Source organism: Caldimonas taiwanensis NBRC 104434, from assembly GCF_001592165.1.
GTDB classification, from domain to species: domain Bacteria; phylum Pseudomonadota; class Gammaproteobacteria; order Burkholderiales; family Burkholderiaceae_C; genus Caldimonas; species Caldimonas manganoxidans.
In genome coordinates this window covers 1-11,735 of the sequence record NZ_BCWK01000017.1, presented here as the reverse complement: position 1 = coordinate 11,735, position 11,735 = coordinate 1, and the positions used below count along the sequence as shown (strand labels likewise).

Below are 11,735 nucleotides of genomic sequence, written 5' to 3'. Positions count from 1 at the left end.
TGCCAGCACGCCGGGCCGCGCCGACGACGGCTGGCTCAGGCGCTGGCCAGGTCCCAACGGGGGGCCACGTCGAAGGCGTAGTCGCGCCGGGCACGCTCGGGCTCACGTTGCAGACGCATGGCAGCGGCCAAGGCAATCATGGCGCCATTGTCCGTGCACAAGTGCAGCTCAGGATAGTGCACCCGCCAGCCGCGGCGCTGCGCCTGGGCGTTCAGCCGCTCGCGCAGCCGCCGGTTGGCCCCAACCCCACCGGCCACGACCAGACGTCGCAGCCCGGTTTGTTGCAAGGCCGCCAACGACTTGTGCACCAACACATCCACGATGGCGGCCTGCGTCGAAGCCGCCAGGTTCGCCCGGTCTGGATCGCTCATGGACGGCCCGAGTTTGCGCACCTGGGTCCACACGGCGGTCTTCAAACCGGCAAAAGAGAAGTCGAGGTTGCCGCTGTGCAGCAAGGGGCGCGGCAATGCAAAGGCCTCGGGGTGGCCATGCTCGGCCAGCCGCGCCAGCGCCGGACCGCCGGGGTATCCCAGCCCCAGCAACTTGGCCGACTTGTCGAAGGCTTCGCCGGCCGCATCATCGATGGTCTCCCCCAGCAGGGTGTAGCAGCCCACATCATCCACCCGCATCAACTGGGTGTGGCCGCCAGACACCAGCAGGGCGACGAAGGGAAACTCCGGCGGATCGGCCGACAGGAAGGGCGAGAGCAAGTGCCCCTCGAGGTGATGCACCCCGACCACCGGCCGATCCAGTGCCATCCCCAGTGCGCACGCCAGCCCGGCACCCACCAGCAAGGCGCCAGCCAAGCCCGGACCGCGCGTGTAAGCGATGGTGTCGATGTCGTCCAGGCGGCAGCCGGCCTCGGCCAGCACTTGCCGCGTCAGTGGCAGCACGCGCCGGATATGGTCTCGTGAAGCCAGCTCGGGCACCACGCCGCCGTAGGCTTGGTGCATGTCGATCTGGCTGTGCAGCGCATGGGCCAGCAAGCGGGGCGCCACCCGGCCCGCCTCGGCGCGCACCACGGCCACGCCAGTTTCGTCACAGGAAGACTCGATGCCAAGAACCAACATCCGGCCAGTGTAGCGCCCTAGGGTCGGCCCGGATGGCAAGAGCCTTGCGCGCGACGCTGTTACAAATTCGCCGAAACCGTTTGCGCTTTGTCACAACTTGGACCTAGGGAATGCACCACACTGCGTCGAAATCACTTTCAGAAAAACGCACGGGCGGTTAGTCTTGTCACCCGTTTGCGCGAAGTAGGGAAACGGCGTTCGACCGTTGCAAAGTCGTTTGGGAACATGAAGGAATACAAGCTCTCGGGCTGGCCCGAATTGCCCCCGGCATACCAGCGCACCGCCTATCAGCGGATGCTGCACCAAATGTCCCAGGGTTTCGTCCCGTTGAGTTTGCTGGTACGCGCCAGTGGGTTGGGCCGCGACGCGGTTCAGCATTTCCTTGCGCAGCTCGACACCCGCGGCGTGCTGGTGGAGCGCACCCAGCCGCGTCCTCCTTTGGGCGCGGGCATGGCCTCGCGGTCGCTCGCCTGGCTGCGCCGCGCGCTGCGCGTTTGAGTGCAAAGCCTTGGCATGGCCCGATATTTGCATCCTCGACGGGCATGAGCCCGTCTGCTGCACTACGCATTCTCATCGTTGCACCAGAAACGCTCAGCCCGGACCCTGACGATGCCCTCGCGGGCTGGCATGCCGAGCGCTCGCGCCGCCTGCGCATCGGTTTGCTGGAGGCCGGCTGCAACATCGTGGCCGTGCTGCCGGCCGATGCCTATCTGCCCGAGCGGGTGGCCCAGATCCAACCGGACATGATCATCGTCGATGCCGAGAGCGAGGCACGCGACACGCTGGAACACGTGGTCATGGCCACGCGCGATGCGCGCCGGCCTATCGTGCTGTTCACCGACGATGAAGACACCTCCCATGTGCGCGACGCCATCGCCGCGGGCGTCAGCGCCTATGTCGTGGCCGGGCTTGCACCGGAGCGGGTCAAGCCAGTGCTGGAAGTGGCGATGGCCCGCTTTCATCACGAGGAAGGTTTGCGGCGAGAACTGGCCGACGCACGCAACCAGTTGCATGAGCGCAAGCAGGTCGATCGGGCCAAGGGCATCTTGATGGAGCGCCTGGGCTGCACGGAAGCCCAGGCCTATGCACGACTGCGCAAGATGTCGATGGACAAAGGCTTGCGGCTGGCCGAGTTGGCCCAGCGGCTGATCGACGCCCACGACTTGCTGGCTTGAGGGTGTTCGGGGTCGGGCCCCTGCCCGCCCCATCGTGCGCGATCATTGTGCGCCGCACCATCCCTCAAGGCCTGCCGTCTGCGGTGCTTGCACCGTGCCAGGGCAGGAATGCCGGCCGGTTCACCGCCTCCCCGAGGCCACCGCTGGCACGGTTCATGCATAGCCTCCTGTGCCCGGGTCAATGGCGACCCGCGGTCGTGGCCCGGCGGCATCGAGGAGGATGCACCGGCCCCTAGGACGAAGGCGTCCCCACCGGTCTGTCATCAGACCGCGTGAGGACGCCTTTTCTGTTTGGTGCTTCGATGAAATCAAGGACGCGACGCATGAAAGCCCACGATCTGCTCAAGGCCCGCCTGAGCCGCCGGACCCTGCTCAAAACCACGGCCGCCGCCGGCGCCACTGGCATGGTGCCCGGACTGCAAACGGCCGTATGGGCCCAAGGCTCAGACAAGCCCGAGAAAGAGGAGGTGAGAATCGGCTTCATCCCGCTGACCGATTGCGCCTCGGTGGTGATGGCCTCGGTGCTGGGATTCGACAAGAAGTACGGCATCAAGATCATCCCCAGCAAAGAAGCCTCTTGGGCGGGCGTGCGGGACAAGCTGGTCAACGGTGAACTCGACATGGCGCATGTGCTGTACGGCCTGGTCTACGGTGTGCACTTGGGGATTGCCGGGCCCAAAAAAGACATGGCCGTGCTGATGACCATCAACAACAACGGTCAGGGGCTGACCTTGTCGAAAAAGCTGGCCGACGAAGGCGTCACCCACGTCGCGCAATTGGCCGACCTGATTCGGCGCAAGACACGTGAATACACCTTTGCGCAAACCTTCCCCACCGGCACGCACGCGATGTGGCTGTATTACTGGCTGGCCAGCGCAGGCATTCATCCCTTCAAAGACGCCAAGGTGATCACCGTACCGCCGCCGCAAATGGTGGCCAACATGCGTGTTGGCAACATGGATGGCTTTTGCGTGGGCGAGCCTTGGAACCATCGCGCCATCATGGACGGCATTGGCTTTTCGGCCGCCACCACGCAAGACATCTGGAAAGATCATCCGGAAAAGGTCTTGGGCACGACGGCCGACTTCGTCAAGCAATATCCCAACACGGCCCGCGCCGTGGTGATGGCCATGCTGGAGGGCAGCCGCTGGATCGACGCCGGTTTGCAAAACAAGCTCAAGATGGCCGAGGTCGTGGCGCAGAAGGCTTATATCAACACCAGCGTGGATGTGATCAATCAGCGCATCCTGGGGCGCTATCAAAACGGCCTGGGCAAGACCTGGGACGACCCCAACCACATGAAGTTCTTCAACGACGGAGCGGTGAACTTCCCCTACTTGAGCGATGGCATGTGGTTCCTGACCCAGCACAAGCGCTGGGGGCTGCTCAAGGAACATCCGAACTATTTGGAAGTGGCCAAACAGATCAACCGCATCGATCTGTACAAGCAAGCGGCATCGGCCCTGAACGTGAGCATCCCCAAAGACGTGATGCGCACCAGCAAGTTGATCGACGGGGTGGTGTGGGATGGCAAAAACCCAGCCGCCTATGCCGATGGTTTCAAGATCAAAGTGTGAACGCGCAGCCTCAGGAGTCCCATCATGGTCAGTGCAGTGTTCCATTCCTCGGTAGGTCAGGCCCCCACAGCCCAGACTCAAGCCGCCCAGACTCAAGCCGCACCGAGTCGGACCCAAACGGCCGCTCGCCTCCCCTCGACGTCCCGTGGCCCAGGCCCCAGGATCGATGTGCGCGCCGCCGCCGCGGCATGGCTGGCCCCGATGCTGGGCATGGCCTTGTTGATCGGCCTGTGGGCTTTGGCCACCACCGGGGGCTCGGGCTTTCCGACGCCAGCACAGACGTGGCAAGCGGCGGTGGCCTTGTTTTCCGACCCGTTTTATCACCACGGCCCCAATGACCAAGGCATCGGCTGGAACGTGTTGAACTCCCTGGCCCGGGTGGGCGTGGGCTTCGGCCTGGCCGCCGCAGTGGGCATTCCTTTGGGGTTCCTCATCGGCCGCTTCGCCTTCGTCCACCGAATGGTCTCTCCCGTCATCAGCCTGCTGCGCCCGGTCTCGCCGCTGGCGTGGCTGCCCATTGGGTTGTTGGTGTTCAAGGCCGCGCACCCGGCGGCGATCTGGACGATCTTCATCTGCTCGATCTGGCCGATGATCATCAATACCGCCGTGGGCGTGCAGCGGGTGCCGCAAGACTATCTGAACGTCGCCCGCGTGCTCAATCTGTCCGAATGGAAGGTGATCACGAAGATCTTGTTGCCTTCGGTCTTGCCCTATCTCCTGACCGGCGTGCGTCTGTCCGTGGGCACGGCATGGTTGGTGATCGTGGCCGCGGAAATGCTCACCGGAGGCGTGGGCATCGGCTTTTGGATATGGGATGAGTGGAACAACCTCAATGTGCAGCACATCCTGGTGGCGATTTTCGTGATCGGCATCGTGGGCTTGGTGCTGGAGCACACCCTCGTCACCGTGGCCAAACGCTTCAGCTACACCGACTAATCAAGGTTCGATCATGTCTACCCATTTCATTCAAGTCCAGGCCGCCGAGATGGTGTTTCAGACCCGCCAGGGGCCATTCCATGCGCTGCGCGACATCCATCTGACCGTTCAGCGCGGGGAGTTCGTCAGTCTCATCGGGCACTCCGGCTGCGGCAAATCCACGCTGCTGAACCTGATTGCCGGACTGCTCAAGCCCACGGCCGGGGTGCTGCTGTGCGACAACCGAGAAATCCGTGAGCCCGGCCCGGAACGCGCCGTGGTGTTCCAAAATCACTCGCTGCTGCCTTGGCTGACTTGCTTTGACAATGTCTATCTCGCGGTGGACCGTGTGTTCGCAGCCAAGGAGTCCAAAGCCCAGCTCAAGGCGCGCACCCAGGCGGCGCTGGAGCTCGTGGGCATGGGCCATGCCGCCACCAAGCGGCCGCACGAGATATCCGGGGGCATGAAGCAGCGCATAGGCATTGCCCGGGCCCTGGCGATGGAGCCCAAGGTGCTGCTGATGGATGAACCATTCGGGGCGCTGGACGCCCTCACCCGGGCTCACTTGCAAGACGAGTTGCTCAAGATCGTGGCGCGCACCCACAGCACCGTGGTGATGGTGACCCACGACGTGGACGAGGCCGTGTTGTTGTCCGACCGCATCGTGATGATGACCAACGGGCCGGCGGCCACCATTGGTGACATCGTGCGGGTGGACCTGCCGCGTCCTCGCGACCGTGTCTCACTGGCCGAGGACGCGCGCTACATGGCGTGCCGCAAGGCGGTGCTGGACTTTCTCTACACCCGGCATGGACGAAAAGAAAAGCTGGCCGCCTGACTCAGCGCGCCGGCGTCGGCCGGGGGCCCGCCACGTCTTGTCGGCGCCCGGCCCACCACCACAGCACGGCGCCAGCGACCACCATCGGCACACACAGCCACTGGCCCATGCTGAGGTTGAGCGCCAGCAGTCCGAGGAAGCTGTCGGGCTCACGGAAATACTCGGCCAGGAAGCGCAGCACCCCGTATCCCACCAAGAAGGCCCCCGAGACCTGCCCCATGGCACGCGGCTTGCGGGCATACCACCACAGCACCACGAACAGCAACAATCCCTCCAAAGCAAACTGATACAAGGGCGAAGGATGGCGGGGGATCGCGGTGCCCGACTGCGGAAACACCATGGCCCAGGGCAAGGACGGGTCGGCCTCACGCCCCCAGAGTTCACCATTGATGAAATTGCCCAAGCGGCCCGAAGCCAAGCCGGTGGGCACGCAAGGCGCAATCAGGTCGGTCACTTCGAGAAAGGGACGCTGGCGCTGCCAAGCAAACAAGGCCACGGCCAACAAGACCCCAATCAGTCCACCATGAAAGGACATGCCGCCCTTCCACACGGCAATGATCTCCAGCGGGTGGACCATGTAGTAGCCGGGCTTGTAGAAGAAGACGTAACCCAGACGGCCCCCGATGATCACACCGAGCACCCCATAGAACAGCAAGTCCTCGACATCCCGGCGCGTCCAGCCGGCGTCTGCATAGGGCGAACGGCCGACCCGGATCGAAGCCAACCAAAGGAACAGACCGAAAGCCACGAGATAGGTCAGGCCATACCAATGGATGGCCACCGGCCCGATGTGCAGGGCCACGGGGTCGAACTGGGGATGCACGAGCATCAGAGCTTTTCCTTCTCGAACGATGGCACTGAAGCCATCACATGATCGACGAAGCGGCTCACGACCGGGGGCTGCGGAAGCCGCCACACCAAGCTGGTCTCGCAGGCCAGGCCCGCATCTTCGACGGTGCGGTAGACGACCCCGGGACGCTGCAGCCGCGTGACCGTCTCAGGCACCCAAGCCACACCGATGCCCGCAGAAACCAAGTTCACGATCGTCTGCATTTGAATGGCTTCCTGGGCGATACGCGGAGCACGCTGCCGGTCGCGATAAAACGCGAGCATCGCATCATATAGCGACGGGCTGATGGCGCGTGGGAAGATCACCAGCGGCTCGTCCAACACCTGCGCTGCCTTCAAGCTCGGATGAGCCGTCAGTCGATGGTCGCCCGGCAGGGCCAGCACCAGCGGCTCGCCCTGCACCCGCACGGCGCCAAATCCTGCCAGTCGCTCACCCGGAGCATGCAGCACGAAGCCGGCATCGATCTCGCCGGCCTCGAAGGCTGCCAACTGCACATCGAGGGTGGCCTCACGCAACGCCAACTCCACGCCGGGATGGGATTCGCGAAACGTCTTGAGCCAGCCCGGCAGCGGGCCGTAGCCGATGGTGGAGACGAAACCCAGGCGCAGCCGCCCAAGCGTGCCGGCCGCAGCAGCGCGCGCCATGGGCCCGAGCTGCTCGGCCTGTGCCAGCAGGCGGCGCGCTTCGGGCAACAGGGCGTGCCCGGCAGGACTCAGCAGCACCGAACGCCGCGTGCGATGGAACAAGGGCGCGCCCAACAGCGACTCGAGTTGCCGAATGCCCATCGTCAACGGTGGCTGGGTCATGTGCAAGCGCGCGGCGGCGCGGCCGAAGTGCAGCTCCTCGGCCACGGCCACGAATTGACGGAGGTGACGCAACTCCAGCATTGATATTTAGAACGAATCAAAATGGTTTGAAAGATATATTGGAATCGATTTTGATAGCGCTGCATACTGTGCGGCCGACGGCCCTGCGAGGCCTGCTTCCCCACGACTGCATTGCTAGGACGAGCCATGAGCTACAACCGCCGCTCGAAGAACATCACCGAGGGCATCGCCCGTGCGCCCAACCGTTCGATGTACTACGGCATGGGCTACAAAGAAGAAGACTTTGGCAAACCCATGATCGGCGTGGCCAACGGCCACTCCACCATCACCCCGTGCAATTCCGGCCTGCAACGCTTGGCCGACGCGGCGGTCGAAGGTCTGAAAGCCGCCGGCGCCAACCCGCAGGTGTTTGGCACGCCCACGATCAGCGACGGCATGGCCATGGGCACCGAGGGCATGAAGTATTCGCTGGTGTCACGCGAGGTGATCTCCGATTGCGTGGAGACCTGCGTGGGCGGCCAATGGATGGATGGCGTGATGGTCATCGGCGGCTGTGACAAGAACATGCCCGGCGGCATGATGGGCATGCTGCGCGCCAACGTGCCCAGCATTTACATCTACGGTGGCACGATCCTGCCGGGCAAATACAAAGGTCAGGATCTCAACATCGTCAGCGTCTTCGAGGCCGTGGGCCAGTTCACCGCGGGCAAACTGAGCAAGGAAGACTTCTGCGAGATCGAGCGTCGCGCGATTCCCGGCAGCGGCTCCTGCGGCGGGATGTACACCGCCAACACGATGAGCTCGTCCTTCGAAGCCTTGGGCATGAGCCTGCCCTACTCGTCCACGATGGCCAATGTCGAGGACGAGGTGGTGGAGAACGTGAAAAAGGCTGCCGCCGTGCTGGTGGAAGCCGTCAAGAAAGACTTGAAACCGCGCGACATCGTCACGAAAAAAGCGATCGAGAACGCCGTGGCGGTGATCATGGCCACCGGCGGCTCGACCAATGCCGTGCTGCATTACCTGGCCATTGCGCATGCCGCCGGCGTGGATTGGACCATCGACGACTTCGAGCGCATGCGCAAGAAGATTCCCGTGCTGTGCGATCTGAAACCGAGCGGCAAGTACCTGGCCATCGACCTGCACCGCGCCGGAGGCATCCCGGCGGTGATGAAGGAACTGCTCAAAGCCGGCTTGCTGCATGGTGAGTGCATGACCATCACGGGCAAGACGGTGGCCGAGAACCTGGCCGACGTGCCCGACCTTTCCCCGCATCAAGACGTGATCCGGCCGGTCAGCCAGCCCATCTATGCCCAAGGTCATTTGGCGATCCTGAAGGGCAATCTGGCCCCCGAAGGCAGCGTGGCCAAGATCACCGGCTTGAAAAACCCGAAGATCACCGGCCCGGCCCGGGTGTTCGACGACGAACAGTCGGCCCTGGCGGCCATCATGGACAACCAAATCAAGCCCGGCGACGTGATGGTGCTGCGCTATCTCGGCCCCAAGGGAGGACCGGGCATGCCCGAAATGCTGGCACCCACCAGTGCGCTGATCGGCCAAGGTCTGGGCGAATCGGTGGGCTTGATCACCGACGGGCGCTTCTCCGGCGGCACCTGGGGCATGGTGGTCGGCCATGTCGCCCCGGAAGCCGCCGAGGGCGGCGCGATCGCCTTGGTGCGCGAGGGCGACTTGATCACCATCGACGCCCACACGCTGAGCCTGCACTTGCATGTCAGCGACGAAGAATTGGCCCGTCGCCGCGCCGCCTGGACGCCGCCAGCGCCGCGCTACACCCGCGGCGTGCTGGCCAAGTTCGCCAAGCTGGCCAGCAGCGCCAGTTCAGGCGCGGTGCTGGACAAATTCGAGTGATCGCCTCAGAGCCTGCGCTTGCGCGGCTCTTGCCCCAGGGCGGCCAAGTTCTTCTTGCGCCGCTCTTTCTTTTTTTCTTCCAGCTTGTCCATTTGCCGGCGCTTGGTGTACCCCGAAGCGTCGGCCCAAGCCCACCACACCACCGCCAGCGCAAACGGCGACAAGACGACCCACCACGACCATTGGGCCACGGCGCCGAACTCGGCCAGCTTCAGCACGATCAGCAAGACACCCAAGACGACGAAATACATGCCAAGACTCCGTGAAGCCGCCGGGGCCATCGGCTCGAAGGCCCACCCAGGCACCGGGCGAAAAGCCTAGAATGCATGGTTGCGACTGTCAATCAACCCCACGATCGCAGGAATCACGACATGAAGCCTTTCCTCGCCCTTGCGGCCCTTGCCTGCCTGAGTGCCCCCGTCCTGGCCAGCCCCCAGCTGGCCCAGCAAAAGGCCTGTGTGGCTTGCCACGCCGCGGACAAAAAGATACTTGGCCCGTCCTTCAAGGACATCGCGGCCAAATACGCTGGACAAAAAGACGCCGTCGACAAACTGGCCCAGAAGGTCATCAAAGGCGGTGTGGGGGTCTGGGGCCAAGTGGCCATGCCGGCCAATTCCTCCGTCAGCGAAGCCGAAGCCAAGACACTGGTGCAGTGGATCCTGACGCACAAGTGATCGACGTCCGGCCCCCGGCCTGAATCGGCACCCCGCTTGGGCGGGGTGTCGTCTTTTCAGGAGATCAACTCGGCATCCAGCCAGCCGCGCAAGCTGTTGAGGAAGGCCAGCCCTTGCGCCCGCGCCAGAGCGTCCCGGTGGACCACTTGCTCGACCAGACGGCCTTCACGCAGGGCCACGGCCCGGCCGATCCCCCCCAACAGCCCGCAGGCCAGAGGAGGCGTCACCCAACGGCCATCCAGTTTCACCGCAACATTGCCGCGGGTGAATTCGGTGAGCTCCCCCGCCTCGTTCCACAGCAAGGTGTCGAAAACCGCCGCATCCACCGGCGCGAAGGCTTCATAGTGCGCACGCCGGGTGGTCTTGAAGCGCACGAATTCGCTGCCAGCCGCCTCGAAGGGACGCTCGGCCAGCCGAACCCGCACCGGGCTGGCCAGCTCGTGCAGTTCGAACGCCTCGGCGCGGCAACCCCCGTCGGCCCTGGCCAGCAGTCGCACCCGCCACAAACCGTGCGGATGCTCAGCCACCAGCCGGTCCAGCGCCCGCTCGGCGGCATCGATCTGCCAAACAAAGCCAAAGTGCCGCGCCGCGGCGGCCATGCGCGCCAGATGTTCAGCGCGGTGGACCACCTGGCCAGACTCCAGCCGCAGGGTCTCCAGCAGCTCGAAAGCCGATTGGGCCCGCACGAGAAAGGCCTGCTTGCTGCGCCATTCCGCCCACTCGCCCGCGGCATCGGCATCGGCCGTGATGCCGCTGCCAATGCCGCAACGGGCTTGGCCAGCGGCCAAACTCACGGTACGGATGGGCACATTGAAAGTGGCCGAGCCGCCCGGGCGCACCACACCCACGGCGCCGCAGTAGACGCCACGCGGGCCGCGCTCGAGCCGTGCGATCCAGTGCATGGCCCGCAGTTTGGGCGCCCCGGTGACCGAGCCGCAGGGGAACAGCGCCTGGAAAACGTCCTCCAGCCCCACCCCCGCTCGGGTGCGCGCGGTCACATCCGAAGTCATCTGCCAAACGGTAGGCAGCGCCTGCACCTGGAACAGACGGGGCACCTGGACGCTGCCCGGCTCGGCCAGACGCGACAGATCGTTGCGGATCAGATCGACGATCATCAAGTTCTCGGCACGCTCTTTCTCGCTGCTGCGCAAATGGGCGGCGCGGCGCGCGTCGGCCTGTGGATCCGCCTCACGCGCGGCGGTGCCCTTCATCGGCCGGCAAAGCAAGCAGCCATCGCGCCAGTCGAAAAACAATTCAGGCGATACCGACAGCACCTGCTGGGCGCCGGTATCGATGTAAGCGGCATAGCCATCGGGCTGGGCCCGCAACAAGGCCTGGAACAAGCCCAAGGGCTCGCCATGAAAAGCGCTATGCCAAGGCGCAGTGAAGTTGATTTGGTAGACCTCGCCATCGGCGATGGCTGCGTGGATGCGGGCCACTGCCCGGTCGAATTCGGCGCGGTCGATGCCTGCGGTCCACGACAGCGGCTCATATGGCCACAGCGGCCCATCCGGCCAAGGACGCGCCTGGTCGAACACGCCGAACCAGGCCAACGGCCCATCTTGCGGCCGATGCACGGCCATCGCGGCATCGAAGGCCGGCGCCGCCTCGTACGCAACGAAGCCCACACACCATCGCCCCTGCCGAGCTTGGGCATGGACCTGTTGCAACACGTCCCGTACCTGCTCCAGCCGGTTCGCCTGGAGCACGGTCAGCGGCTCATAGAAAGCCAGACGCTCGCGTGAGGCGCCATCGGTCGGCGCGATGAAATCGATCAGGGCGGTCGGGGCAGACACGAAGACGGGGCAGAAGACGGCATTGGGGCCGACAGTCTAGCGCCCGGCCGCTATCGGGGGGTTCGGGTGAGCCCATCACGTCGCTGCGCGACATGAGTGCTCCCCGTCCCCTCTCGGGCGCTACCGCGCCCGGCCGCCATCGCGGCA

The 11,735-nt window shown here is 64.6% G+C and carries 12 protein-coding genes; 7 read left to right on the top strand and 5 right to left on the bottom strand.

Annotation, left to right across the window (positions count from 1 at the left end):
• Positions 1-35: 35 nt before the first annotated feature.
• On the bottom strand, positions 36-1,070 hold the full coding sequence (gene tsaD, locus CTA01S_RS12920; RefSeq protein ID WP_062196129.1) for a tRNA (adenosine(37)-N6)-threonylcarbamoyltransferase complex transferase subunit TsaD: 1,035 nt from the start codon (positions 1,068-1,070) through the stop codon (positions 36-38).
• Positions 1,071-1,295: 225 nt separating this feature from the next.
• Here tsaD and CTA01S_RS12915 point away from each other — a divergent pair, with 225 nt between their 5' ends.
• The 5 genes from CTA01S_RS12915 to CTA01S_RS12895 all read left to right on the top strand — a co-directional run bounded on the left by CTA01S_RS12915 (position 1,296) and on the right by CTA01S_RS12895 (position 5,575).
• Positions 1,296-1,568 carry a hypothetical protein gene (locus CTA01S_RS12915; protein ID WP_019560382.1) on the top strand — a complete coding sequence of 91 codons (273 nt, stop codon included), beginning with the start codon at positions 1,296-1,298 and terminating at the stop codon, positions 1,566-1,568.
• A 44-nt stretch (positions 1,569-1,612) separates the two neighbouring features.
• Entirely contained in the window at positions 1,613-2,245 is a 633-nt protein-coding gene (locus CTA01S_RS12910) for an ANTAR domain-containing response regulator (protein WP_019560383.1), read from the top strand.
• A 323-nt stretch (positions 2,246-2,568) separates the two neighbouring features.
• Entirely contained in the window at positions 2,569-3,822 is a 1,254-nt protein-coding gene (locus CTA01S_RS12905; protein WP_062196124.1) for an ABC transporter substrate-binding protein, read from the top strand.
• Positions 3,823-3,846: 24 nt separating this feature from the next.
• Positions 3,847-4,758, top strand: coding sequence for a nitrate ABC transporter permease (gene ntrB, locus CTA01S_RS12900; RefSeq protein ID WP_062196122.1), 912 nt, complete (start codon positions 3,847-3,849; stop codon positions 4,756-4,758).
• Positions 4,759-4,771: 13 nt separating this feature from the next.
• Positions 4,772-5,575 carry an ABC transporter ATP-binding protein gene (locus CTA01S_RS12895; RefSeq protein ID WP_062196120.1) on the top strand — a complete coding sequence of 268 codons (804 nt, stop codon included), beginning with the start codon at positions 4,772-4,774 and terminating at the stop codon, positions 5,573-5,575.
• A 1-nt stretch (position 5,576) separates the two neighbouring features.
• Here the strand turns inward: CTA01S_RS12895 and lgt are convergent, their stop codons facing one another.
• Positions 5,577-6,404: a prolipoprotein diacylglyceryl transferase gene (lgt, locus tag CTA01S_RS12890; protein ID WP_062196118.1), complete on the bottom strand. Its 828-nt coding sequence runs from the start codon at positions 6,402-6,404 to the stop codon at positions 5,577-5,579.
• Positions 6,404-7,312: a LysR family transcriptional regulator gene (locus CTA01S_RS12885; protein ID WP_019560388.1), complete on the bottom strand. Its 909-nt coding sequence runs from the start codon at positions 7,310-7,312 to the stop codon at positions 6,404-6,406. Before CTA01S_RS12885 ends, lgt begins: the two co-directional genes overlap by 1 nt.
• Positions 7,313-7,438: 126 nt before the next feature.
• Between CTA01S_RS12885 and ilvD the strand changes: the two genes are divergently transcribed.
• The gene (gene ilvD, locus CTA01S_RS12880) at positions 7,439-9,118 is read left to right on the top strand and encodes a dihydroxy-acid dehydratase (protein ID WP_019560389.1); all 1,680 of its coding nucleotides are present in this window, start codon (positions 7,439-7,441) and stop codon (positions 9,116-9,118) included.
• Positions 9,119-9,123: 5 nt separating this feature from the next.
• Here the strand turns inward: ilvD and CTA01S_RS12875 are convergent, their stop codons facing one another.
• Positions 9,124-9,369 carry a TIGR04438 family Trp-rich protein gene (locus CTA01S_RS12875; RefSeq protein ID WP_019560390.1) on the bottom strand — a complete coding sequence of 82 codons (246 nt, stop codon included), beginning with the start codon at positions 9,367-9,369 and terminating at the stop codon, positions 9,124-9,126.
• Positions 9,370-9,489: 120 nt separating this feature from the next.
• Here CTA01S_RS12875 and CTA01S_RS12870 point away from each other — a divergent pair, with 120 nt between their 5' ends.
• Positions 9,490-9,792, top strand: a complete 303-nt coding sequence (locus CTA01S_RS12870; protein WP_062196114.1) for a c-type cytochrome — start codon at positions 9,490-9,492, stop codon at positions 9,790-9,792.
• A gap of 56 nt (positions 9,793-9,848) precedes the next feature.
• Here the strand turns inward: CTA01S_RS12870 and pabB are convergent, their stop codons facing one another.
• On the bottom strand, positions 9,849-11,588 hold the full coding sequence (pabB, locus tag CTA01S_RS12865) for an aminodeoxychorismate synthase component I (protein WP_062196113.1): 1,740 nt from the start codon (positions 11,586-11,588) through the stop codon (positions 9,849-9,851).
• Between the last annotated feature and the right edge of the window lie 147 nt (positions 11,589-11,735).